Source organism: Pseudomonas fluorescens group sp. PF-69 (assembly GCF_054481235.1).
Genome location: NZ_JBTMNC010000001.1, coordinates 3,918,791 through 3,941,956 on the forward strand (window position 1 = coordinate 3,918,791; position 23,166 = coordinate 3,941,956).

Below are 23,166 nucleotides of genomic sequence, written 5' to 3' on the forward strand. Positions count from 1 at the left end.
CTCAAGCCTCTTTCTGTGCGGAGAAGAATTCCGCTTCGCTGACAATCCGATTGACCAGGCGACCTACGCCTTCGACTTCCACGATGACTTCATCGCCTGGCACCACATCGGCCAGGCCTTCAGGCGTGCCCGTGGCGATCATGTCGCCGGGCTGCAGGGTCATGAAGCTGGACAGGTATTCGATCAGGTAGGGGATGTCGAAAATCATGTCCCTGGTGCTGCCTTCCTGACGCAGTTCACCGTTGATCCAGGTGCGCAGCTTCAGGTTGCCCGGGTCCGGTACGTCGGCCACATCGACGATCCAAGGACCGACGGGGGTCGTGGCGTCGCGATTCTTCACCCGCAAGTTTGGCCGGTAGTAATTTTCCAGGTAGTCGCGGATCGCGTAGTCGTTGCACACGGTGTAACCGGCCAGGTATTGCAGGGCGTTTTCACGCTTTACGTTGCGTGCCGGCTTGCCGATGACGGCAACGAGCTCACACTCGTAGTGCATGTACGCGACGTTGTCGGGGCGCCATGTCACCTGGTTGTGACCGGTGTAAGTCCCCGGGGATTTGATGAATGCCAGCGGTTCGGTCGGAGGCTTGAATGCGAGTTCTGCGGCGTGGTCGGCATAGTTCAAACCCAGGGCAAACATGCTGCCGGTCGCCGGTGGCAGCCATTGCACCTGATCTTCGGCCAGCAGGCGGCCGTCAGCCAGGCGTACGGCGTTATTGTCTTCGACATGGGCGAGGTGGACTTCGCCTTCAAAGTGTATGCGGGCGTGTTTCATGGAGGCTCCTGTTACTCGGCCACGATGTGGTTGGCGAGGCGGCCCAAGCCGCTGATTTCGACTTCGACGGTGTCTCCCGGCTGCACATCGACGCGATCTTCCGGGGTTCCGGTGATCAGGACATCGCCTTCGTGCAGGGTCATGAACTCGCTGATTTCGGCGATCAGCAGAGGAATGTTGCGGACAAAGTTGGCCGTGGTGTTTTGCTGGCGAATCACGCCATTGACGTACAGCTTGATGGCCAGACTGTGTGGGTCGGCGAGTTGTGTGGTCAGGACCAGTTCGGGGCCGATGGCACAGAAACCATCACGACATTTCGCTTTGACGGCAGGGCGGTAGTAGCTGTCTTCCGGCAGGCTGAATTCATTGACGATGGTGTAGCCGGCGACGTAATCGAGTGCCTCGTCTGGACGGACCCGGCTGGCTGTCTTGCCGATCACAACCCCTAATGCCGGCCCAGGCTGCAGACGTTCGCCATTTCCCGGATGCACAACATCGGCACCGTGCTGATTGCGAGTGTTGGGCGTCTTGATGAACAGCACCGGTTTGATTGGCGGTTTCTGATAAGGCGGCTGTTCGAATTCGGCGAGGCGCTGTTTCAGCAGTCCCTGATAGTTCAGCGCGACACCGAAAAGGGTGCCGGTCGCGACGTCATGCAAGGCACGGCTCATGCTTTTCTCCTGGCAGAGCCATGAGGGCTCTGTAATTTTCGTTAATGTGTTAACAGTTATAATTAATATGTTAACTATCGTCAAGCATGGCAGACTGTCCGCACAGTGGTTGTGGGGCCGATTTGGGTGCAGGATGAAAGCGACTGCGAAGCGTGAATCAAGAAAAATGAGTAGTGTGCGATGACCGACCGTCAACCGATCCCGAACATCAACATTGGCCAGGTATACGATCAGCGTTATAGCGACGCTGAAGTCCATTACGACAAATTGGGTAACCTAGCTGGTTTCTTCGGCCGTAACATGCCGGTTCACCGGCATGACCGGTTCTTCCAGATTCACTACGTGAAAAGCGGAACAGTGCGGGTGTATCTGGATGACCAGCAATACGTTGAGTCCGGGCCGATGTTCTTCCTGACCCCCCCCACCGTCCCACACTCCTTTGTGACCGAGCCCGACAGCGACGGGCACGTGCTGACGGTGCGTCAGCAATTGGTATGGCAACTGATCGATGCCGATTCCAGCCTGGCTCCGGCCGGAGCGAAATTGCCGGCGGCGTGTGTCGCGCTGGCTCATTTGGGGCCGGAAGACGCGGGCGATGTCCGCCGCCTGGAATATCTGTTCGAGGAACTGAGCGAGGAGGTGATCGCTGAGCGTTCCGGGCGTAGTGCCGCCCTGGACAGCTTGACGCGATTGATCATGGTCAGCCTGTTGCGGCTGTGCTCCAACTCCTTGAAAGCCACGCCTGCCAGGCACGAGGATCTGAAAATATTCCATCGTTTCAATGAGCTGATCGAAGTCCACTATCAGCAGCACTGGCCTTTGTCGCGTTACGCTGAAGGCATCGGGGTGACAGAGGCACGACTCAACGATGTCTGCCGACGGATCGCCGACCTGCCTTCCAAGCGCTTGATCATGGAGCGCTTGATGCAGGAGGCCAAACGACTGCTGTTGTTCACGGGCAGCTCTGCAAACGAAATCTGCTACCAGCTCGGGTTCAAGGATCCGGCCTATTTCAGTCGTTTTTTCCAGCGCTATGCAAAGCTCACTCCGGGGGAGTACCGCCAGCGTCAATCGGGTTTGCGTTAAGCGGGGCATAGGTATTTTTGCGTCGGTCTTGTTGATCTTGTCCGGATCATCATGGCCACCGCCGCTGTTCGACAGAATGGCTTTTACGGGGAACCGATTGTACTTTTCACAGGCGCTGCCGCTGGGCGAAGTCTATTGGGGGCAGGTTGTGAAAACCGTAACAAGCGAATAAACGAGTGTTGGACCGCAGCTTGCCCCCGTAGGCTGGCGACACTAAGCTGCCGACTCGTCCATCCAAGTAGTTTCGTCATGGCCAACCCCAGACCTTCTTTGACATTGACCTTATTGCAAGCGCGCGAAGCCGCAATGGCCTTCTTCCGGCCTGCACTCAACAAACATGACCTGACTGAACAGCAGTGGCGGATCATTCGGATACTGCGCCAGCAGGGCGAACTTGAAAGCCACCAACTTGCCGATCAGGCCTGCATTCTAAAACCGAGCATGACGGGTGTTTTGAGTCGCCTGGAGCGTGATGGCCTGGTGCGTCGACAGAAGTCCAGCCAGGATCAGCGTCGGGTTCTTGTGGCGCTCACCGAGCGCGGCCAGCAATGCTTTGTCTCCATGAGCGAAGGCATGGAAAGCAACTACCTCAGGATTGAGGAGCAGTTTGGTGCGGAAAAAATGGAGCAGCTACTGGCGTTGCTCAATGACCTGAAAAATATCAAGCCTTGACGGTGGACTGATCACGCGAAGGGGTGATAATAAATTAACATGTGAACATTATTTGCCGCTGACGGGATCCCTGTCGTGAATCACCTCCAATCACCTGCGTCGTCTCGTTGGCCGTACTCCATTCGGGCGCTACGCCATCGCAACTTCCGCCTTTACTTCATTGGCCATGCGATTTCCACGCTGGGCACCTGGGTACAGATGGTGGCGCTGTCCTGGCTTGTCTATCGTCTTACAGACTCCGCAGCCCTTCTGGGTATCACGACCTGCGCCAGTTTGTTGCCGCAGTTGCTGGTCGGCCCGATCGCCGGTGCATGGATTGATCGACATGATAAACGTCGACTGCTGTTGTTCACTCAGACCCTGCTGGGGATCCAGGCACTGCTATTGGCATTGCTGACCTACAGCGGCCATATTGGCGCCAACCTGATTGTCATCATGTCATTCGCACTGGGTGTGCTGAACGCAGTGGACACGCCGCTGCGCCAATCGCTGCTGAGCCGGTTTGTCGACAATGTCGAAGACCTGCCGAATGCTCTGGCGTTGAATGCGACGCTATTCACCTGTTCTCGTTTTATCGGCCCGCCGCTGGCTGGGATACTGATCGGCATGGTCGGCGAGGCTGGTTGTTTTGCATTGAATGCACTGTCTTACGCTGCACTCATCTTCGGCCTGCTGGCCGTTCGCATGAGCGCAGGCGTGCGTGCCAACGGCACCATGGGCAATATCTTTCGCGAAGGCCTGGCCTACGCGCTTCAAACGCCGTCGGTGCGCGGCCTGATCCTGGGTGTATTGGTCGTTAACGTCAGCGCCTCCAGCTACGCCGTATTATTGCCGGTGTTCGCTCGCGACATCTTTTCCGGTGATGCCAGGACGCTGGGCTGGCTTTGGGGGGCGGCGGGATTCGGCTCACTGCTTTCGACGCTGCTGCTCGCCGGTCGCCAATCCGCCGAGCAACTGCAGCGTTTGACTATCGTCACCGCCACATTCAGCGCTATCGCCTTGTTGGCGTTTGCGGCCAGCACCCACCTGGTGTTGTCGTTGGTTGCAATGGCCGTATTGGGTTTCGGCGTAACGATCAACAATGTCGGCACCAACATCCTGCTGCAAAGCCAGGCGCCGGAAGTATTGCGTGGTCGGGTGGTATCGATCTACACCTCGACACGCTTTGGCTTCGACGCGATTGGAGGCCTGATCGCCGGCCAGTTGGCCGCAAGGTTTGGTGGCCCCTGGGCAATGCAAATAGCCGGCACCTTCCTGTTGATTTACTGTGCTTGGCAATTGATTTCGCAGCGCATAACCGCTCGGCAGAGCGCTCAGGCAAATGACAGGGCGACACGCTGATCGGATAGGCACAAACCTCAACATATGCCCGAGAGACAAGGCCACAGCATGAACGAACTTGTACGTCAGCAATCCACCATCACCCTGAGACTGGCCATGCAGGCGCTGCAATCGGCTTTGGACAAGGCCGAAGAAGAGCACGTACGCATCAGCATCGTGGTCGTCGATGCTGGCGGGCAACCGATTCACAGCGCGCATATGGACATGGCGCCCAGGCAATCGCGGGATATTGCGCTGAACAAAGCGCTAACTGCCGTAGGGTTTGGCATTTCCACCAAGGCTTGGCAGGAGCGTCTGGAAAAATGCTCGGAAGGCGTCCGTCAGGGGTTACCGCTGCAGCGCAACATGGCGATGTTCGGTGGGGGAGAGCCCTTTTTGCTTGATGGACAGGTGATCGGTGCCATTGGTGTTTCCGGCGCCTCCGAAACCATTGATGAGTGTTGTGCCCGCGCCGCCGTTGAACAGGTCCGATCGCTGATCATTTCATTCTGAGGCCCGCCCGGGTCTGTGAGAGATTCTGCTAGTCTGGACTGTCGTGGAGCTGCTCCTCGATGTCCTTGCGTTTCTACATCTGCTTTTTCAGTGTTTCTATCTTTTCTTTAAGCCGCTCGGCTTTGGCCTCGGCCACTTCGGGAGTTGCCTGATCCGCCGAATCCATCGCCGCCAGATAGCGATCAATGCTCTGCACGATCTGCTGCATGCGTGCCTTCACCTAGCCCTGGGTGAAGTTGCGGTCGCGATTGTTGACGGCTTTGAATTTGCTGCCGTCGATGGCGATCGATCGACTGGGAAAAGAGGTTGCGGCAATGAACTACAAATTGCCGGCAGACACTGCGAATGGCTTTGCCGTTGTTCTTACGAAAGTCGGAAATGGTTTTGAAGTCCGGAGCCAATCGCCCAGTCAGCCACATCAACTCAACGTTACGCTGGGCTTAGTCTTACATCGTCGCGTGAGTCAGTTTGGTATCGGCGTCAACAGGCCGGGATCGATCTGAAGAAAGCGCTCGACGATGTCCATGAAGCTATGAGGACGTAGCACTAAATACGCCGACTTATGAAGGAGGTAGGGATCCAGTCGCGGTGTACGCTGGAAACGACATCATTGACTCGGTTGGTTGATGTTCGTAGGTTGAGGACAATACAGCGCTGAGTCGATCGCCCAACAGGTTTCAGGCGCGTTTCTTCTCTTCGGCATAGTAGTGATGCAGGTAGTGGCGTCTCACCCGCGAACCGGCCAGCACATGGTTTTGACAGCGATCGATGACGTCCAGGCTGACACTCAAGGCCTGCATCATGGTCGCTCCCGTTCGGCGCAGGTCATGCGGTGTCCAGTCACCGTTCTGGCCGTTGGCTAGGACCAGCGTATCGTCATGACGCCGTCTGGAGAGGGCCTTGCGGTTTTTGAACCGGGCTTGGCGATCACCGACCTGTTTGCTCACCACTTTTACGTCCACATGCCCATCATCCAGCTTGTTCGGGAAGCACCATTGGGAATGTCCCGTTAGGGTTTTGAGTTCCTGAAAGAAATGCAGGGCGAAGGGAGAGAGGAAGACATGGTGGTCCTGTTTCTTGCTACGGGTGCCTTTGACGTTTTCGCTGGGGAGGAACCACGTCTGCCGCATCAGATCGACATTTTTCCATTCGGCCTGGAGCAATTCACCAATCCGACACAGCGTGCCCAGGCTGATCCAGAGCGCGAGCTGCGTTTCCTTCTTTAGCGGACGAATGCCGTCGTATTTTTGGCCAGCGGGGAGGGCGTTGTAATCGGCGGTCATTTGCTGGAAGCGGTTGTGCAGTTCCAGCAGCTCAGCCGGTGAAAGGATGCGGCTTCTTTCTGCCTCGTAGTCGGCTGGGATCAGAGGGGAGATGTCGACCAGTTCCGTCGGATCACCCTCGATCAATAAGGCCCGCCAGGGCTGTAATGCTGTTCACTTAAGCATTTGAATCCTCGCCGGGCTTCTTCGAAAATCCGATGCCAGACCTCTGGCATCGGATTTTTTATGTCTGTTCAACAGGACTTGCTCGACCTCGGCGACCTTTTCAACTTCTGTGACTTGAGCACTTTCACTCAAAATATTCCCATCGAGTGGGTCGCGTCTGCGCTGGATTTGTCCAGCCAGGCCACTATCCGGCGGCGTCGCTTGCCTGCCGACCAAGTGCTCTGGCTGGTGCTCGGAATGGCATTGTTTCGCGACGAACCTGTTCATGAAGTCGCCCGGCGTTTGAACATCTGCGCCCAAGGTCTGGCTTCTGACCATCTGTTGGCCCGTAGCGGTGTGACCGAGGCCCGCAAGCGGCTTGGGGCCGACCCGGTTGAGTGGTTGTTTCGCAAAACTGGCACTCAATGGGGCGCGCAGCGCTATCCCGATGATGCCTGGCAGGACTTGCAAGTATTTGCGGTCGATGGTGCGCTTCTGCGCACGCCGGATACACCTGAGTTGCGAGACCATTTCGGTTCTGGAAACACCTCGACCGACCGCCAGACTCCCTTTCCCATGCTGCGCCTGGTGGCGCTGATGAATGTGCGTTCGCACCTGATCCTGGATGCACAACTTAGCCCTTACCGACGCAGCGAAATGCGTCTGGCCGATGAGTTTTTGCAGAAGATTCCCGACCACTCCGTGACGCTGTTCGATAAGGGATTCTGGAGCGCCGATCTCATGCTCAGCCTGAGCGGCGATGGCAATCACCGCCACTGGCTGATTCCGGCAAAAAAGGGATTGGTTTGCGAGGAGGTAGCCCGTTACAACCACAACGATCGTTTGGTGCGTATGAAAGTGTCGCCGCAAGCCAGAAAGCGAAATCCGACTCTTCCTACACACTGGGAGGCGCGTGAAGTCAGTTATGAAATTCAAGGCAAAGTAAAAACAGTCATGACATCGTTGCCGGCCAAGACCTACAGCACAAAGGCCGTTGCCACGTTGTATCAAGAACGCTGGGAAATCGAATTGGGCTTCAGGGATATCAAAAGCTCAATGCAGCAGAACGCAGTGACCTTGCGCAGCAAAAAAGTCGACCTGATCTACCAGGAAGTATGGGGGCTGTTGCTGGCTTACAACGTGATTCGCCGGGAGGCGAGTCAGGCAGCAGTGGCGTTTGGCCGAGCGCCGTCGGACATCCGATTCAAGCCGGCTTGCCAGTACATCGCCGTGCAGTTGATCGTGATGGCTGCGGCCAATCCCGTTTCGGCGACGGGTAGACGGTTAGCAGAACTAAGAAAAGGCGTTGCCGGGCTGTTTCTGGATCACCGCCCAAGGCCTTCAAGGCCAAGGACGGTGAAAATTTCAAAAAACCGATTTCCGGTGGACCGTAAGGCTGCTCCGCTTAAGTGAACAGCATTACGCCAAGGTTGGCGCTTTCTCGCCCAGCTAAACATCTGGGTGAGGTCGGCGAAGAAGCTGATGGCTTGCCGGTAAGCGCCGCGGTTGACCACGGCGCGGATCAGCGCCCGAACATCGTGTTCGGACACATTGTTCACCGCTGTCTTGCCAATCCCCAGTGTCGTGGATCGCCTGATCCAGCAGGCTCTGCTGCAACAGCTCACGCCGATCTTCGACCCACTATTCTCGGATTACAGCTACGGTTTTCGTCCGGGTAGAAGCGCTCATCAAGCCATCAAAACAGCCCGTGACCATGTGGCGGCGGGACACCGCTGGTGTGTGGAACTTGATCTCGAGAAGTTCTTTGATCGGGTCAACCACGATGTCCTGATGGCCCATGTTGCGCGTCAAATCGAAGACAAGCGCGTCCTCAGCTTGATCCGCCGTTACCTCGAAGCGGGAACGATGACAGGTGGAATCGTCAGCCGACGGCAGGAAGGGACGCCGCAAGGCGGCCCTCTCTCGCCGTTGCTGTCGAATATCCTGCTCAACGAACTCGACCGCGAGCTGGAACGGCGGGGCCATCGCTTTGTGCGCTACGCCGATGATGCGAACATTTATGTACGTAGTCGTCGTGCATCCGACAATACGTCTGGTTATCGTGGCTTACCTTGAAGCACTGTTGCGAGAATCGGTCATGGCCGACAACGCCACGGAGGTCGCTGCTGTGCGCGTTTCTACACCTAACTTCACATACACATGTTCCAGATGTTTGTTCACGGTGCGTGGGCTCAGATCAAGAATGGTGCCGATGTCGCGGTTGGTCTTGCCGCAGGCCACCCAGCGCAGAACCTCGACTTCCCGACCGGTGAGCTGAAAGCGTGCCGACAGCACCCTGTGCGCCGGCTCGTCGTCCAGGCTCGGCGCGGCTGGCTGTGACGCCGCTCGGGCCGACAGCAGGATGCGCGAGGTGCGCAGGTGCGCGGCGACCCGGGCCAGCACTTCGTCGGTCTGGATCGGCTTGGTCACGTAGTCGCTGCCACCCACTTCAAAGCCCTGGACCACATGCCTGCTTTCCGTCAACGCGGTCATGAACAGCACCGGAATATCGGCGTTGGCCGGGTGCTCCTTGATCCGCCGGCAGGTCTCGAAGCCGTCCAGGCCCGGCATCATCGCATCCAGCAGGATCAGGTCCGGACGCCGACGTTCGATGCGGTTCAGGGCGCTGAGCCCGTCGAGGGCCACCAGCACCATGTAGCCGGCATCGTTGAGGGCGTCGGAGAGCATGGCGAGGTTGTCCGGGGTGTCGTCCACAATCAGCACGACACCGGGTTCAGCGACTGTGGTCAGTGCATTCATCTTCTGCCTCCTTGAGGGCGCGGTTGATTTCGTCCAGGCGAAAGTTTTTCAGCAGCTTGCGTAGCGAACTGATGAAAGGGGCGGTGGCTGGCGTCTCGGCCTGGATGGCGTCGAGTTTTTCGTGTAGACCGCGTACGTAGCCGATGGCGCTGAGTTCGCCGAGGGCGATGAGGTCAGGCTGTGAGGGCAATATCCCCGGTTCGGGGAATGTCGCAGGGGCTGGTTTTTCGCGGCGCAGCCAGTGTAGGTCGAGCTGCTTCTGGATCCGTTCGAGCAGCTCCGGGGTATGTACCGGCTTGGCAAGGTAGTCGTTGCAGGCACTGGCCAGGCTGCGCTCGCGCTCGTCGTTAAAGGCATTGGCCGATATCACGATGATCGGTGCCGTGGACAACGCATTGCGGCGGATCAGCCGACTGGTTTCCCAGCCATCCATCGTCGGCATCGACAGGTCCATGAGGATCAAGTCCGGCCCCAGCAGGGCGACCTGGCGAATCGCTTCCTGGCCGTTGCTGGCCTGGACCACTTCAAAGCCCAGGGGCGTGAGCATGCCGCTGAGGACCTTGCGATGGTCCACATGGTCGTCCACTACCAGCACCAGACGCCGCGGCCCCTGGTAGCCGATGATGTCGTGTTCGACATGGATCACCGCCTGCGGCACCCGTACTTGCGAGAGAAACAGGCGCACCTGGAAACAGGTGCCCTTGTCCTGCTGACTCTTGACCTGCAACTCGCCGCCCATCAGCGAGGTGAGCATGCGGGTAATGGTCAGGCCCAGGCCAACGCCCTTGTCCTGGCGCATCAGATCACCGCGTTCGAAAGGCTGGAAGATTCGCTCGATGTGCTCGGGGTCGATGCCGATACCCGTGTCGATGATGTCGAAGGTTGCCGTCTCGCGCATGTAACTGACCCGCAGGCAGACCTCGCCGCTGTCGGTGAAGTTGACCGCATTGCCCAACAGGTTGATGAGGATCTGCCGGACGCGCTTTTCGTCGCCTCGCACCACCGCCGGCATCTTGCCGATCAGCTCCAGGCGAAAGCGCAACCCTTTGTCCCGGGCTTGTGGGGTGAACATCAGCTCCAGATCGTGGATCAGTTCCGGGAAGGGGATTTCCGTCGCTTCTAGGCGCAGTTTGCCGGCCTCGATCTTGGCCACATCGAGCAGCCCGTCGATCAGCGACAGCAGGTGCGAGCCGCTGCGCAGGATGGTCGCCAGGGCATCCTGATGCTGCTCCGGCATGGCCGCGTCGCGCTGCAGGATCTGGGTAAAACCGAGGATGCTGTTCAACGGCGTACGCAGTTCGTGGGACAGTCCGGTGACGTAGCGACTCTTGGCCGCGTTGGCCGCCTCGGAAGCCTCCTTGGCATCTTGCAGGGCCTGGTCGGTCAAGCGGTGGGCTTCGATTTCCTGCATCAGCAGCAGGGTCTGGCGGTCCGACTCTTCCTGGGCCACGCGGCGGCTTTCCCGCGTCAGAACCACCCACCAGGCGAGGATGGCCGCCAGTACCGAAAGCGTCAGGAAGGCCTTGAAAAATGCCTGGTACAGCGTCGCCTGGGCTTGCGGCGAGTGGGGCAGCCCCTGGGAGGCCTGGCCATAGATCAGCGCCAGAGCGCCGCTGAGCATCAGGACCAGTGCGAGCAGCAGGCCCAAGTAATGCACTAGCCGGGTGTGCAGGCGTGGCACCGTTGCATTGGGCAGCAACCAATGCAACAGCGTTTCGAACTGCGCCGACAGACGCCCGTGGGGTTTGCAGCGATCGCCGCAACGCGCGTCCAGCGAACAGCAAAGTGAGCAGATGGGCGTGCTGTAGGCCGGACAGAAAGCCATGTCGGCGGTTTCGAACGGGTTGCTGCACAGGCCGCAGGTGATCTGCGTGCTCGGTGCCACCGGTTGCAGCAGTAGCGGATCGCTGGTGCGGGCGATGTAATAGCGGCTGCGGGTGGCCCAGGCCAGCAGCGGGGTCATGACCAGCGAGGTGCCGAGGGCGACGAAGGGCGGGGCGGCCTGGGCCAGCGCACCAAATAGACCGAAGTGGGCGAGGACCGACAGCAGCGAGGCAATCAGCATGGAGCCGACGCCCACCGGGTTGATGTCGTAGAGGTGAGCGCGCTTGAACTCGATGTGTTTCGGTGACAACCCCAAGGGTTTGTTGATCACCAGGTCGGCGACCACCGAGCCGATCCAGGCGATGGCGATGTTGGCGTAGAGACCGAGCACCTGGTCGATGACGTCGAATACCCCCAGCTCCATCAGCATCAGGGCAATCGCCACATTGAACACCAGCCAAACTACGCGGCCGGGGTGACTGTGGGTGACCCGGGCGAAAAAGTTCGACCAAGCCAGGGAACCGGCGTAGGCGTTGGTCAGGTTGATCTTCATCTGCGAGACGAAGACGAACAGCACCATGGCCGCCAGGGCCCATTCCGGCGAGGCGAACACATAACCGAAGGCCACCAGGTACATCTGGGTCGGTTCCGTAGCGCGCTCGATGGGGATCTCGTGTTGCAGGGCGAGAAACGCCAGGAAGGCGCCAGCGAACATTTTCAGGGCGCCGGGCAGGATCCAGCCGGGGCCGGCGCAGAGTAGGGCGGCCCACCAGCGCTTGCGGTTGGACGCGGTTTTTTCCGGCAGGAAGCGCAGGTAGTCGACCTGTTCGCCGATCTGCGTCACCAGGGACAGGGCCACGGTACAGGCCGCGCAAAACGCCAGCAGATTGAAGTCGCCGCCGGCATCACGGCCCTGGAAACTGGTCCAGTCGCTGAAGGCCTCGGGGTTTTTCAGCAGCACAAACAGATAGGGCAGCACCAGCAGCACCAGCCACAACGGCTGGGTCCAGAGTTGCAGGCGGCTGATCAGGGTCACCCCATAGGCCACCAGGGGGATCACCAACACAGAGCAGATCACATAGGCAAAGGCCAATGGGATATGGAAGTACAGCTCCAAGGCCAGGGCCATGATCGCTGCTTCCAGGGCGAAGAACAGAAAGGTGAAGCTGGCGTAGATCAGCGAGGTGATGGTCGAGCCGATGTAGCCGAAGCCGGCACCGCGGGTCAACAGATCCATATCGACGCCGTAGCGGGCGGCGTAGTAGCTGACGGGCAGGCCGGTGAGGAAGATGATCAGGCTCACCGCGAGGATCGCCCAGAAGGTGTTGGTGAAGCCGTAGCTCAGGGCCAGCACCCCGCCAATCGCCTCCAGGGCCAGGAACGACACCGCGCCCAGGGCGGTGTTGGCGATGCGCAGTTCCGACCACTTGCGGAAGGACCTCGGGGTAAAGCGCAGGGCGTAGTCTTCCATGGTTTCGTCGGCGACCCAACTGTTGTAGTCGCGACGGATCTTGGCGATGCGCTGGGTGCCAGGTGGAAGCACGGTGAAAGACTCCTGGGGTCAAGGCGCTCCGTGCCTGGCGGGTGTGCCCGTGGCGGATAGCAGAGCAATTTTCATGCCCTGCACCACGCCGTCTTGCCGCGCCAGCTGGTGCCTACGCGCGCGTCCGCGCAGTGCCGGTCGGTCGGGACCTGGAGCAATAGCCTGCGCCGCCTTGGTGCATTTTTCCCTACGTCAAATGACGTACGCGCTTACGTCAGGCTGCGTATACCCGTCGTCGATACGCCCCTCCATGCTGATACCACCACCGTTGCTGGCCGCCATAGGGCGTACCACCAGCGTCACCGCAGAGGAGTAGCAGCATGCAACCACCATTGATCCGGACTAAAGGCCTGTTGCCGCGCCGCTTGGCGCTAGGGGCGGCGGCCCTGTCGTTACTGGCTGCCAGTGTGTTCAGCCAGGGTGTATGGGCGGACGAGGCCAACAGCACCGGCCTGGCGGTGACCGCCACTGAAGTCACGGTCGGCCAGTTGCACTCGGCCACCGGCACCATGGCGATTTCCGAGACCGGTTCGATCCAGGCCGAACGCTTGGCCATCGAGCAGATCAACGCTTCAGGCGGCATCCTGGGGCGGCAGATCAAGGTGATTCAGGAAGACGGCGCCTCCGACTGGCCGACCTTCGCCGAGAAGGCCAAGAAGCTCCTGGTCAACGACAAGGTGGCCACGGTGTTCGGCTGCTGGACCTCGGCCTCGCGCAAGGCTGTGCTGCCGATTTTCGAGAAAGAGAACGGCCTGCTCTACTACCCGACTTTCTATGAGGGCCTGGAGCAGTCGAAGAACGTGATCTACACCGGCCAGGAAGCCACCCAGCAAATCCTCGCCAGCCTCGACTGGATCGCCAAGACCAAGGGCGCCAAGACCTTCTACCTGGTGGGTTCGGATTACATCTGGCCACGCACCTCGATGAAGATCGCCCGCAAGCACATTGAGAACGTGCTGCACGGTACCGTGGTCGGCGAAGACTACTACCCCTTGGGCAACACCCAGTTCGGTTCGCTGATCAACAAGGTCAAGCTGAAGAAGCCCGACGTGGTGTTCGCCGCAGTGGTGGGTGGCTCCAACGTGGCCTTCTACAAACAACTCAATGCGGCGGGCGTCAATTCGGCCAAGCAGACTTTGCTCACTCTCTCAGTCACCGAAGATGAATTGCTGGGCATCGGCGGCGAGAACATGGCCGGCTTCTATGCCTCGATGAAGTACTTCCAGAGCCTGGACAACCCCAACAACAAAGCCTTCGTCGACGCCTTCAAGGCCAAGTACGGCAAGGATTCGGTGATCGGCGACGTGACCCAGGCCGCGTATCTGGGCCCATGGCTGTGGAAGGCTGCCGTGGAAAAAGCCGGCAGCTTCGATGTCGACAAGGTTGTTGCAGCCTCGCCGGGTATCGAGCTGAAAACCGCGCCTGAAGGCTACGTCAAAGTGCATGAAAACCATCACCTGTGGAGCAAGACCCGCATCGGTGAAGTGCAGCCCGATGGCCAGTTCAAGGTGGTGTACGAGTCTGATCTGATCGAACCGAATCCTTTCCCTAAAGGCTACCAGTAAGGGCTGGCGTCATCCCTGGCCAGCCAGCTCCTACGGGCGTTGTGTAGGAGATGGCTGGCTGGCCATGGGGCCCCAACGGTTTTCCACATCCTCCCTCCAAGCAGGAGTCCATCATCATGGAATGGCTATCGGAATTTGGTGCCATCGCGGCGATGCAGGGGTTCAACGGCTTGTCCGTGTTCTGCGTGCTGCTGTTGATGGCATTGGGGCTGGCGATCATTTTCGGCCAGATGGGGGTCATCAACATGGCCCACGGCGAGTTCCTCACGATCGGCGCCTACACCACCTATGTCTGTTCGAGCCTGACCAGCCATTTCACCCCGTGGTTTCAACCCTATTACTTTTTCATCGCCATCGCCCTGTCGTTTCTGGTGGCCGGGGCCATTGGCTGGCTGGTGGAGTGGGCGATGATCAGTCGGCTCTACAAACGTCCGCTGGACACGCTGCTGGCGACGTGGGGGTTGTCCCTGGTGATGCAACAGACCTTCCGTTCGGTGTTCGGCGCCCGTGAAGTCAGCGCCACGCCGCCGGAGTGGTTGATGGGCTCGTTCAACCTCACCGAGTCCATCGAGATCCCGCGCAACGGTCTGTTCATGATGGCCCTGACCCTGCTGCTCACCGGGGCCATTTTTCTCTTGCTCTACCGCTCACGCTGGGGCCTGCAAGTACGGGCTACGGTACAGAACCGGTTGATGAGCCGTGCCGTGGGCATCAATACGCGCAAGGTCGACCGCATGACCTTTGCCCTCGGTTGTGGTGTCGCGGGGGTGGCCGGCGCGGCCTTTACCACCATTGGCTCCACCGGGCCCACCGCGGGCTCGCAGTACATCGTCGACACCTTCCTGGTGGTGGTCTTCGGCGGCGCACAAAGCCTGTTCGGCACTATTGCGTCGGCGTTCGTCATTGCCCAGACCCAATCGATCTCGGAGTTTTTCCTCAGTGGTTCGATGGCCAAGGTACTGACCCTGTCCGGGGTGATCCTGATCCTGATGTTGCGCCCTCAAGGGTTGTTCTCCATCAAAGTGCGCAAGTAGAGGCAAGCCGATGAAGCTTTTAGACAAGATGCTGGCGGGCAAGCGGAACCTGTTGGGCGTTGCCCTGTTGGCGCTGCTGATTTTTGTGGTCTTCCCGCTGACCCTGGATGCTTTTCGCCTGAACATGGTGGGCAAGTACCTGACCTATGCCTTCGTCGCTGTCGGCCTGGTGTTGTGTTGGGGCTATGGCGGCATTCTCAGCCTCGGGCAGGGGGTGTTTTTCGGCGTCGGCGGCTACTGCATGGCGATGTTTCTCAAGCTCGAAGCCTCCGACCCGCAGAGCACCAAAATCCAGTCGACGCCGGGCATTCCGGATTTCATGGATTGGAACCAGATCACCGAACTGCCCTGGCTCTGGGTACCGTTCCACAGTTTCAGCTTCACCCTGTTGGCGGTGATCCTGGTGCCGGTAGTGCTGGCCTTCATCATTGGCATGGCGCTGTTCAAGCGGCGGGTGGGGGATGTTTATTTCTCCATCGTCAGCCAGGCCATCGCGCTGATTCTCACGGTGCTGATCGTCGGCCAGCAGGGCATGACCGGCGGGGTCAACGGCATCACCGATCTCAAGACGCTGCTCGGCTGGGACCTGCGCAGCGACAGTGCCAAGTTGCTTTTGTACTTCATTAACGCAGCTTTGCTGTTCGGCTGCATTTTCATCGGCCGCTTCGTCCTCGCGTCGAAGCTCGGGCGGCTGCTGATGGCGATGCGCGACAAAGAGGAGCGGGTGCGCTTCTCCGGTTATGACGTGGCCAGTTTCAAGATTTTCGTGTTCTGCATCGCTGCTGCCTTCTCGGCCATTGGCGGCGCCATGTTCGCCTTGCAGGTGGGCTTCATGTCGCCTTCGTTCGTCGGCATCGTGCCGTCCATCGAGATGGTGATCTTTGCCGCTGTCGGCGGGCGCATGTCGCTGCTCGGCGCGGTGTATGGGGCCTTGCTGGTGAACTACGGCAAGACCTATTTCTCCGAGTCCTTCCCCGAGCTATGGCTGTACCTGATGGGCGGGCTGTTCATTGCCGTGGTCATGTACTTTCCCAATGGCTTGGCCGGACTCTGGGACAGCCATGGCCGCCAGACCCTTGGCCGTTTATTACGGCGTACCCCGCAGCAAGCCGCCGTTGCCGCGCCCCTGCCGGAGACGCCGCGCACTGCGCCGCCGACTCCGGCTCCTGAACGTCCTTCGCTGGAGACGCAGCCATGACCGCCGTGGGTTTTCAAATGAACAAGCCGGTGCTGGTTATCGAGGGGCTGACGGTGTCCTTCGACGGTTTCAAGGCCGTGGACAACCTCAACCTGTACATCGACCGCAATGAAGTGCGGGTGGTGATCGGGCCCAACGGCGCAGGCAAGACCACGGTGCTCGACCTGATCTGCGGCAAGACCCGCGCCACCAGCGGCAGCATCCAGTTCGATGGAAAGGAACTGACCAAGATGCGCGAGTACAACATCGTCCGTGCCGGCGTCGGGCGCAAATTCCAGAACCCGTCGATCTACGAAAACCTCACGGTGTTCGAGAACCTGGAGATGTCCTACCCGGCGGGGCGCAAGGTGTTTGGCGCGTTTTTTTTCAAACGCAGTGCCTCAGTGATTGCCCGGGTTGAAGAGGTGGCGCGGGAGATCTTTCTCGGCGAACTGCTGCAGCAGCAGGCCGACCTGCTGTCCCACGGCCAGAAGCAGTGGCTGGAGATCGGCATGCTGCTGATGCAGAACCCTGACCTGTTGATGCTCGATGAACCGGTCGCTGGGATGAGCGTCAACGAGCGCGTACAGACTGCGGAACTGCTCAAGCGCATCAGCCAGGGACGCTCGGTGCTGGTGATCGAGCACGACATGGAGTTCGTCAAGAGCATCGCCCACAAGGTCACGGTGCTGCACCAGGGCAAGGTCCTGGCCGAGGGCAGCATGGAGTCGGTGCAGAACAACCCGAAAGTCATCGAAGTCTATTTAGGCCATTGAGGAAGCAGGCATGTTCAACGTAGACAAGCTGTCCTGTGGTTACGGCCAGAGCCAGATCCTCCACGACCTCGACCTGGCCGTGGCCAAACGCGAAATCGTCGCCGTGATGGGGCGCAACGGTATGGGCAAGACCACGCTGTTCAAGAGCTTGATGGGCATCCTTCCGCAGTGGCGGGGGCAGGTCAGCGTCGATGGCCAGGAAGTCTCGAACCTGGAAACCCACGAGCGGGTGGAGCACGGCATCGCCTATGTGCCTCAGGGACGGATGATTTTCCCCAGCATGACGGTGTTGGAAAACATTCAGACCGGCCTGCCGGCATCGGCCCGGGGCCAGGTGCCCGAAGACCTTTATGCGTTGTTTCCGGTACTCCACGACATGCGCTCGCGCAAGGGTGGCAACCTTTCGGGCGGGCAACAGCAGCAACTGGCTATTGCCCGGGCGCTGGCGACCAATCCCAAGGTGTTGTTGCTCGATGAACCCACCGAGGGCATCCAGCCGTCGATCATCAAGGATATCGCCCGCACGTTGAAAGAGATCCGCCACCTGCGCGACCTGACCATTGTGGTCTCCGAGCAGGTGCTGTCATTCACCCTGGAAATCGCCGACCGCTTCCTGGTGATCGAGAAGGGTCGCTTCGTGATTGAGGAGACCCGGGACAAGGTCGACGAAGCCACCATCAGTCGCTACCTCTCCGTGTAGGCGCGGCCGGGCGGCGCGATGGTTTATCGGCCCCTTTTGTAGCAGCTGGCAAGCCAGCTCAAAGGGGTACGTCATCCAACGTATTGGCCGATTCGTGCCGCCATTCGAGACTGATTCCAACGCGGTACATCCCTAATGTTCAGGAGCTTCGCCATGACCGATACCTTGATCAAAGTCGACCTCAACCAGCCCGCCACCGAGAACGAACAGATCCACAACCGCTGGCATCCGGACATTCCCATGGCCTGCTGGGTCAAGCCGGGGGATGACTTTATTCTCGAGACTTACGACTGGACCGCCGGCGCGATCAAGAACAACGACGACGCCTCTGATGTGCGTGACGTCGACCTGTCCACCGTGCACTACCTGTCCGGTCCGGTGGGCGTGCATGGCGCCGAGCCGGGGGATCTGCTGGTGGTAGACCTGCTGGACATCGGCGCCAAGGCCGAATCCATGTGGGGGTTCAACGGTTTCTTCTCGCGGCAGAACGGTGGCGGATTCCTCACGGACCACTTTCCCAGCGCACAGAAAGCCATCTGGGATTTCAAAGGCATGTTCACCAGCTCGAGGCACATTCCTGGGGTCAATTTTGCCGGCCTGATCCACCCCGGATTGATCGGTTGCCTGCCCGACCCGGTAATGCTCGGCGACTGGAACCGCCGTGAGCAGGAGTTGATCGACACCCACCCGACCCGCGTGCCGCCCCTGGCTAACGCCCCGCTGGCCGCCACTGCACACATGGGCAAGCTCAAGGGCCAGGCGCGGGATGATGCCGCAGCCACGGGCGCACGCACCGTGCCGCCGCGTGAACATGGCGGTAACTGCGATATCAAGGACCTGTCCCGGGGCTCGAAGATTTTCTTCCCGGTCTACGTCAAAGGCGCCGGGTTGTCGGTGGGGGATCTGCACTTCAGTCAGGGCGACGGCGAGATCACCTTTTGCGGTGCTATCGAGATGGCCGGCTGGGTCCATATGAAAGTCGAGCTGATCAAGGGCGGCATGGCCAAGTACGGGATCAAGAACCCGGTGTTCAAACCCAGCCCGATTATCCCGACCTACCAGAACTACCTGATCTTTGAAGGTATCTCGGTGGATGAAGCCGGCAAACAACACTACCTGGACGTGAATATCGCGTATCGCCAGGCCTGTCTGAATGCGATCAACTACTTGACCAAGTTTGGTTATTCGCCCGCCCAAGGCTATGCACTGTTGGGCTCTGCACCGGTGCAAGGGCATATCAGCGGCGTGGTCGACATCCCCAACGCCTGCGCGACCCTCTGGTTACCCACCGAAATCTTCGAGTTCGACATCAACCCCAACGCCAACGGCCCCATCAAACACCTCGACGGCAGTATCGATCTGCCGATCGCCCCGGACCTGTGAGACACGCCCGAGCCCGATCAATGTCCGGAGAGCGCCATGCCGACCTATGAGTACGAATGCCCAACCTGTGGCTCTTTCACAATGTTGCGGCCCATGGCCCAACGGCACGAGTCGTGCCAGTGCCCGTCTTGCGCGGGCCCAGGAGGGCGGTTGCTGTTGTCTGCGCCAGCACTGACGACGTTGTCGAGCAGTCAACGCCAGGCCATGGCGACCAACGAGCGAAGTGCCCACGCGCCGCAGACGCTTGGCGAGTACCAGCAGAACCGTCGTCACCCCAGTGGGTGCAGTTGTTGCGCACCGAGCAAACCGCTGGCCCCGACCAAAGCCAATCCACAGGGGCTCAAGAGTAAAACCGGCTCCAGACCTTGGATGATCAGCCATTAACAGAGGTAAATTTCATGCGTCATGGTGATATTTCCAGCAGCCCGGACACCGTGGGTGTCGCGGTCGTCAATTACAAAATGCCGCGGCTGCATACAAAAGCCGAGGTCATTGAAAACGCCCGCAAGATTGCCGACATCATCACCGGTATGAAACGCGGTCTCCCCGGCATGGACCTGGTGGTGTTTCCTGAATACAGCACCATGGGCATCATGTACGACCACAATGAGATGATGGCGACTGCCGCCAGCATTCCAGGCGAAGAGACTGCGATCTTTTCCGCCGCGTGCCGTGCGGCAGACACGTGGGGGGTGTTTTCACTGACCGGTGAGCGGCATGAGGAACATCCCCACAAAGCCCCGTACAACACGTTGGTGTTGATCAATAACCAGGGCGAAATAGTCCAGAAGTACCGCAAGTGCATTCCCTGGTGCCCCATTGAAGGCTGGTATCCGGGTGACCGGACCTATGTCTGCGAGGGTCCCAAGGGCCTGCAAATCAGCTTGATCATTTGTGATGACGGCAACTACCCGGAGATCTGGCGCGACTGTGCAATGAAAGGGGCTGAGTTGATCGTCCGTTGCCAGGGCTATATGTACCCGGCCAAAGAGCAGCAGGTGATGATGTCCAAGAGCATGGCCTGGGCCAATAATTGCTATGTGGCAGTGGCCAATGCGGCCGGCTTCGATGGGGTTTATTCCTACTTTGGTCACTCGGCGATTATTGGCTTCGACGGTCGCACCCTGGGCGAATGCGGTGAAGAGGAAATGGGCATTCAGTACGCACAATTATCCGTTTCGCAAATCCGCGATGCGCGAGCGAACGACCAATCACAGAATCATTTGTTCAAGCTGCTGCATCGCGGTTACACCGGAGTCTATAACTCCGGGGACGGCGACAAGGGCGTGGCTGACTGCCCGTTCGACTTTTACCGCACCTGGGTACTGGATGCAGAGAAAGCCCGGGAAAACGTCGAAAAACTGACCCGTAGCACCGTCGGCGTGGCTCATTGCCCGGTGGGAGAGATTCCCCACGATGGTAAAGAAAAACACGCAGGCTAAACCATGCCTTTCGTGAATGATCGCATCGACCCAAACCACCCACAGCCCAGCCTGACCAGCGCATCACCGGCAGCAGATCCGTTGACCTCACGCTTCGTCTTCAATCCCGCCCAAGTCATGGCGTTGTTGCGCAGTCGCATTGTCGGCCAAGAACATGCCATGAGTGCGGTCGAGGCGTTGCTAAACGTGGTTAAGGTCGATATTGGTGAACGTGAGAGGCCGTTGTCGGTGAACCTGTTCATGGGGCCGACCGGTGTCGGCAAGACCGAAATCGTCCGTCTGCTGGCACTGGCCATACACGGTCGCGCCGACGCTTTTTGTCGCATCGACATGCACACCTTGGCCCAGGAGCATTATTCGGCGGCGCTCACCGGAGCGCCACCTGGTTATGTGGGGAGTAAAGAGGGCGTCAGTCTGTTCAATAGCGAATTGATTCAAGGTACCTACAGTCGCCCAGGCATCGTGCTGTTCGATGAATTGGAAAAGGCCAGCAAGGAAGTGGTGCGCAGCTTGTTGGGTATTCTTGAGAATGGCCAACTGACCTTGGCGGGCGGTAGCCGAACGCTGGATTTTCGCAATAGCCTGATCTTCATGACCAGCAACATTGGCGCCCGGCAAGCGACCACCTACAGGGAACGTTTTTCACGTGGTTGGCGGCGCTGGCTTGGCATCGCCCCACAAGGTGAGCAGGCTATGTTGGAGCGAGCGTTGCACGCCTGGTTCGAACCGGAATTTCTAAACCGTATTGATCGCATCCTGGTTTTCCAACGTATCGAAACCCAATGGCTGGAAGCGTTGTTGCAGATCGAACTGAACAAACTCAACCAACGTCTCGATCAGCATCGCCGTACGCTGGTCCTGGACGTTGCGGCAAGCGACTGGCTGTGCCGAAAGCATGACCCACGCTTCGGTGCTCGGGCCCTGACAAGGCGAGTGCGGGTTGAGCTGGAGCCTGCCATCGCTGAGTGTTTGCTGGCTTATCCGCAGGCAATGCAGATGACTGCGACGGTCGAATCAAACAGGCTCACGGTTGTTCCATTGTCGTAAGAGACGGCACCGGATTGCGGTCTGATGCTATAGCCTCGGGATTCGCTGTCTTACTACGCTGGGTGACGATGCGCATCACCCAGCGTGTTGGCTTTTACAGAATGTTCATCGGGTAGCTGATGATCACCCGATGCTCGTCGCTGTCACGCTGGGTGGACACTTCGGTGCGCAGCGAGGCGTGGCGCAAAGCAATGCTCAGGTCCTTGAGCGGACCTTGCTGGATCACATAACTCACCGTCAGGTTGCGCTCCCACTCGCTCTTGTCGCCGGTGGGGGTACGGATGTTCGAGCCGCTTTCGTACATGCCCAGGAAACTCAAGCCAGGAACCCCAACCTTGGCGAAATCATAGCCGTAGCGAACCTGCCAGGTGGTTTCCCCGGCGCGCTGGAACTTACCGATCATCGACTCCGTCATGAAGTAGGCGGTAGAACCGTCACCCTGGTTCAACCAGACTGCATCACTGTCGCCGCTGACTTGCTGCAGGCCGGCCGCGAAGGTATGACCGTTCACCAGGTAGGTGAATTGCGCGCTGCTCAGGCGACTGTCGACCTTGCCTTTGGTCACGCCGTCGCCGTAGTAGCCGAACGTAAAGAAGTCGGGATCATGGCCGTTGGCGCCATCGGAGCGGTTGTCGAAGTGGCGCAGGTCGGTGCGTAGGGTGCCGGGGCCGACCTGCCAGTCGTATTTGAGACCCAGAAAGTTCTGTTTGTAGAAGTCCTGCAGGTTGCCGTAGTAGTACTGCAACGTCAGGTCTTTAGTCGCTTTGTAATCCACGCCGCCGTAGTAGAACTTGTTCACGAACTCGCCGGTCTGCGCGTTGTTCGCGCCGGGAATCGACATGCCCATCTGGTTACTTGAGCCGCGACCTTTGACGTGCTCCAACTGGCCCACGGTGAAAGTGAAATTCTCCAGATCTTTGGACTGAATCTGCCCGCCATTGAAAGTCTGTTGCAGCATGCGGTCGGTGGACATCACCACCGGCAACATCGGCACCAGCGTGCCGTATTTCAGTTCGGTGTTGGAGAACTTCGCCTTGGCCGTCAGGCCCAGGCTGCCGAACTCATCCACGGCACGCCCATCACTGTCGGTCGGGAAGATATTGCCGTTGAAGGCCTTGCTTTCAGGGTTGTAGTGCCGACCTTTGCCAGAGTCCAGCCGCACCCCGAACATGCCAATCGCATCCACGCCGAAACCGACGGTGCCCTGAGTAAAGCCTGACTGAAAGTTGGCGATGAAACCCTGGCCCCATTCCTGAGTGTAATTGGGGTCGGCGGCGCCGCTGCGGTTGTCGGCGTTACTGAAAAAGTTACGGGCCAGCACACTGAGCTTGCTGTCTTCCACCAGACCGGCGGCGTAACCCTGTTGAGCGATAATCAGGCCGCAAATGCCGGCCACTACTTTAGGTGCGCGATTGAAAAGCTCCATCGGAGTCATCCCCATGAGTTGTCGAATG

At 59.1% G+C, this 23,166-nt stretch carries 19 protein-coding genes and 4 pseudogenes; 15 read left to right on the top strand and 8 right to left on the bottom strand.

What is annotated here, in order from left to right; genetic code table 11:
- Position 1: 1 nt before the first annotated feature.
- Both ACX3YF_RS18430 and ACX3YF_RS18435 read right to left on the bottom strand, forming a co-directional pair.
- A complete protein-coding gene (locus tag ACX3YF_RS18430; protein ID WP_458944699.1) occupies positions 2-772 on the bottom strand; it encodes a fumarylacetoacetate hydrolase family protein in 771 nt (256 codons plus the stop codon).
- A gap of 11 nt (positions 773-783) precedes the next feature.
- Positions 784-1,443 (bottom strand): fumarylacetoacetate hydrolase family protein, encoded by a 660-nt coding sequence (locus tag ACX3YF_RS18435; RefSeq protein ID WP_458944700.1) that lies wholly within the window; start codon positions 1,441-1,443, stop codon positions 784-786.
- A 180-nt stretch (positions 1,444-1,623) separates the two neighbouring features.
- On the opposite strand from ACX3YF_RS18435, the gene hpaA reads away from it, so the two are divergent.
- From hpaA to ACX3YF_RS18455, 4 genes are all read left to right on the top strand, one after another.
- Positions 1,624-2,529, top strand: coding sequence for a 4-hydroxyphenylacetate catabolism regulatory protein HpaA (hpaA, locus tag ACX3YF_RS18440; protein WP_047529640.1), 906 nt, complete (start codon positions 1,624-1,626; stop codon positions 2,527-2,529).
- A gap of 249 nt (positions 2,530-2,778) precedes the next feature.
- Positions 2,779-3,201 (top strand): homoprotocatechuate degradation operon regulator HpaR, encoded by a 423-nt coding sequence (hpaR, locus tag ACX3YF_RS18445; protein WP_458944701.1) that lies wholly within the window; start codon positions 2,779-2,781, stop codon positions 3,199-3,201.
- Positions 3,202-3,276: 75 nt separating this feature from the next.
- Positions 3,277-4,542, top strand: a complete 1,266-nt coding sequence (locus ACX3YF_RS18450) for an MFS transporter (RefSeq protein WP_458944702.1) — start codon at positions 3,277-3,279, stop codon at positions 4,540-4,542.
- 48 nt (positions 4,543-4,590) lie between these two features.
- On the top strand, positions 4,591-5,034 hold the full coding sequence (locus ACX3YF_RS18455) for a GlcG/HbpS family heme-binding protein (RefSeq protein ID WP_458944703.1): 444 nt from the start codon (positions 4,591-4,593) through the stop codon (positions 5,032-5,034).
- Between the two features lie 76 nt (positions 5,035-5,110).
- On the opposite strand, the pseudogene ACX3YF_RS18460 reads toward ACX3YF_RS18455, so the two are convergent.
- A pseudogene (locus ACX3YF_RS18460) lies at positions 5,111-5,474 on the bottom strand (transposase); the annotation flags it as partial.
- 120 nt (positions 5,475-5,594) lie between these two features.
- Positions 5,595-6,461 (bottom strand): annotated as a pseudogene (locus ACX3YF_RS18465) (site-specific integrase); the annotation flags it as partial.
- Positions 6,462-6,542: 81 nt separating this feature from the next.
- Here ACX3YF_RS18465 and ACX3YF_RS18470 point away from each other — a divergent pair.
- Positions 6,543-7,874 carry an IS4 family transposase gene (locus tag ACX3YF_RS18470; RefSeq protein ID WP_448647045.1) on the top strand — a complete coding sequence of 444 codons (1,332 nt, stop codon included), beginning with the start codon at positions 6,543-6,545 and terminating at the stop codon, positions 7,872-7,874.
- Positions 7,875-7,882: 8 nt separating this feature from the next.
- Here ACX3YF_RS18470 and ACX3YF_RS18475 read toward each other — a convergent pair.
- Positions 7,883-8,035, bottom strand: a pseudogene (locus ACX3YF_RS18475) (site-specific integrase); the annotation flags it as partial.
- On the opposite strand from ACX3YF_RS18475, the pseudogene ACX3YF_RS18480 reads away from it, so the two are divergent.
- A pseudogene (locus ACX3YF_RS18480) lies at positions 8,019-8,507 on the top strand (reverse transcriptase domain-containing protein); the annotation flags it as partial. The pseudogenes ACX3YF_RS18475 and ACX3YF_RS18480 sit on opposite strands and share 17 nt — an antisense overlap.
- Before the next feature lie 21 nt (positions 8,508-8,528).
- Here the strand turns inward: ACX3YF_RS18480 and ACX3YF_RS18485 are convergent.
- Both ACX3YF_RS18485 and ACX3YF_RS18490 read right to left on the bottom strand, forming a co-directional pair.
- Positions 8,529-9,221, bottom strand: coding sequence for a response regulator (locus tag ACX3YF_RS18485; RefSeq protein ID WP_013693775.1), 693 nt, complete (start codon positions 9,219-9,221; stop codon positions 8,529-8,531).
- Positions 9,196-12,588, bottom strand: coding sequence for an ATP-binding protein (locus ACX3YF_RS18490; RefSeq protein WP_458944704.1), 3,393 nt, complete (start codon positions 12,586-12,588; stop codon positions 9,196-9,198). The genes ACX3YF_RS18485 and ACX3YF_RS18490 overlap by 26 nt, the downstream gene beginning before the upstream one ends.
- A 320-nt stretch (positions 12,589-12,908) precedes the next feature.
- Between ACX3YF_RS18490 and urtA the strand changes: the two genes are divergently transcribed.
- The 9 genes from urtA (at position 12,909) to ACX3YF_RS18535 (ending at position 21,712) form a co-directional block, all read left to right on the top strand.
- Positions 12,909-14,153, top strand: coding sequence for an urea ABC transporter substrate-binding protein (gene urtA / locus ACX3YF_RS18495; protein WP_003203587.1), 1,245 nt, complete (start codon positions 12,909-12,911; stop codon positions 14,151-14,153).
- Between the two features lie 116 nt (positions 14,154-14,269).
- A complete protein-coding gene (gene urtB, locus ACX3YF_RS18500; RefSeq protein ID WP_079304551.1) occupies positions 14,270-15,187 on the top strand; it encodes an urea ABC transporter permease subunit UrtB in 918 nt (305 codons plus the stop codon).
- Positions 15,188-15,197: 10 nt separating this feature from the next.
- A complete protein-coding gene (gene urtC, locus ACX3YF_RS18505; protein WP_458944705.1) occupies positions 15,198-16,385 on the top strand; it encodes an urea ABC transporter permease subunit UrtC in 1,188 nt (395 codons plus the stop codon).
- Entirely contained in the window at positions 16,382-17,140 is a 759-nt protein-coding gene (gene urtD / locus ACX3YF_RS18510; RefSeq protein WP_458944706.1) for an urea ABC transporter ATP-binding protein UrtD, read from the top strand. Before urtC ends, urtD begins: the two co-directional genes overlap by 4 nt.
- A gap of 10 nt (positions 17,141-17,150) precedes the next feature.
- Positions 17,151-17,840: an urea ABC transporter ATP-binding subunit UrtE gene (urtE, locus tag ACX3YF_RS18515; RefSeq protein ID WP_013693772.1), complete on the top strand. Its 690-nt coding sequence runs from the start codon at positions 17,151-17,153 to the stop codon at positions 17,838-17,840.
- Positions 17,841-17,993: 153 nt separating this feature from the next.
- A complete protein-coding gene (gene fmdA / locus ACX3YF_RS18520; protein WP_003203578.1) occupies positions 17,994-19,223 on the top strand; it encodes a formamidase in 1,230 nt (409 codons plus the stop codon).
- Between the two features lie 36 nt (positions 19,224-19,259).
- A complete protein-coding gene (locus tag ACX3YF_RS18525) occupies positions 19,260-19,607 on the top strand; it encodes an FmdB family zinc ribbon protein (RefSeq protein WP_458944707.1) in 348 nt (115 codons plus the stop codon).
- 14 nt (positions 19,608-19,621) lie between these two features.
- Complete coding sequence (locus tag ACX3YF_RS18530; RefSeq protein ID WP_458944708.1) at positions 19,622-20,665, top strand: aliphatic amidase; 1,044 nt, start codon at positions 19,622-19,624, stop codon at positions 20,663-20,665.
- 3 nt (positions 20,666-20,668) lie between these two features.
- Positions 20,669-21,712, top strand: coding sequence for an AAA family ATPase (locus tag ACX3YF_RS18535; RefSeq protein ID WP_458944709.1), 1,044 nt, complete (start codon positions 20,669-20,671; stop codon positions 21,710-21,712).
- Between the two features lie 94 nt (positions 21,713-21,806).
- On the opposite strand, the gene ACX3YF_RS18540 is transcribed toward ACX3YF_RS18535, so the two are convergent.
- A complete protein-coding gene (locus tag ACX3YF_RS18540; protein ID WP_458944710.1) occupies positions 21,807-23,138 on the bottom strand; it encodes an OprD family porin in 1,332 nt (443 codons plus the stop codon).
- Positions 23,139-23,166 lie beyond the last annotated feature (28 nt).

What these genes read in the sequence shown, in the direction of transcription:
- ACX3YF_RS18530 (WP_458944708.1), top strand. Translation starts at nt 19,622, where the DNA reads ATGCGTCATGGTGATATTTCCAGCAGCCCGGACACCGTGGGTGTCGCG.
- urtD (WP_458944706.1), top strand. Translation starts at nt 16,382, where the DNA reads ATGACCGCCGTGGGTTTTCAAATGAACAAGCCGGTGCTGGTTATCGAG.
- ACX3YF_RS18525 (WP_458944707.1), top strand. Translation starts at nt 19,260, where the DNA reads ATGCCGACCTATGAGTACGAATGCCCAACCTGTGGCTCTTTCACAATG.
- ACX3YF_RS18455 (WP_458944703.1), top strand. Translation starts at nt 4,591, where the DNA reads ATGAACGAACTTGTACGTCAGCAATCCACCATCACCCTGAGACTGGCC.
- ACX3YF_RS18435 (WP_458944700.1), bottom strand. Translation starts at nt 1,443, where the DNA reads ATGAGCCGTGCCTTGCATGACGTCGCGACCGGCACCCTTTTCGGTGTC.
- hpaA (WP_047529640.1), top strand. Translation starts at nt 1,624, where the DNA reads ATGACCGACCGTCAACCGATCCCGAACATCAACATTGGCCAGGTATAC.
- urtE (WP_013693772.1), top strand. Translation starts at nt 17,151, where the DNA reads ATGTTCAACGTAGACAAGCTGTCCTGTGGTTACGGCCAGAGCCAGATC.
- ACX3YF_RS18470 (WP_448647045.1), top strand. Translation starts at nt 6,543, where the DNA reads ATGTCTGTTCAACAGGACTTGCTCGACCTCGGCGACCTTTTCAACTTC.
- ACX3YF_RS18535 (WP_458944709.1), top strand. Translation starts at nt 20,669, where the DNA reads ATGCCTTTCGTGAATGATCGCATCGACCCAAACCACCCACAGCCCAGC.
- urtC (WP_458944705.1), top strand. Translation starts at nt 15,198, where the DNA reads ATGAAGCTTTTAGACAAGATGCTGGCGGGCAAGCGGAACCTGTTGGGC.
- fmdA (WP_003203578.1), top strand. Translation starts at nt 17,994, where the DNA reads ATGACCGATACCTTGATCAAAGTCGACCTCAACCAGCCCGCCACCGAG.
- ACX3YF_RS18485 (WP_013693775.1), bottom strand. Translation starts at nt 9,221, where the DNA reads ATGAATGCACTGACCACAGTCGCTGAACCCGGTGTCGTGCTGATTGTG.
- ACX3YF_RS18540 (WP_458944710.1), bottom strand. Translation starts at nt 23,138, where the DNA reads ATGGAGCTTTTCAATCGCGCACCTAAAGTAGTGGCCGGCATTTGCGGC.
- hpaR (WP_458944701.1), top strand. Translation starts at nt 2,779, where the DNA reads ATGGCCAACCCCAGACCTTCTTTGACATTGACCTTATTGCAAGCGCGC.
- ACX3YF_RS18430 (WP_458944699.1), bottom strand. Translation starts at nt 772, where the DNA reads ATGAAACACGCCCGCATACACTTTGAAGGCGAAGTCCACCTCGCCCAT.
- urtA (WP_003203587.1), top strand. Translation starts at nt 12,909, where the DNA reads ATGCAACCACCATTGATCCGGACTAAAGGCCTGTTGCCGCGCCGCTTG.
- urtB (WP_079304551.1), top strand. Translation starts at nt 14,270, where the DNA reads ATGGAATGGCTATCGGAATTTGGTGCCATCGCGGCGATGCAGGGGTTC.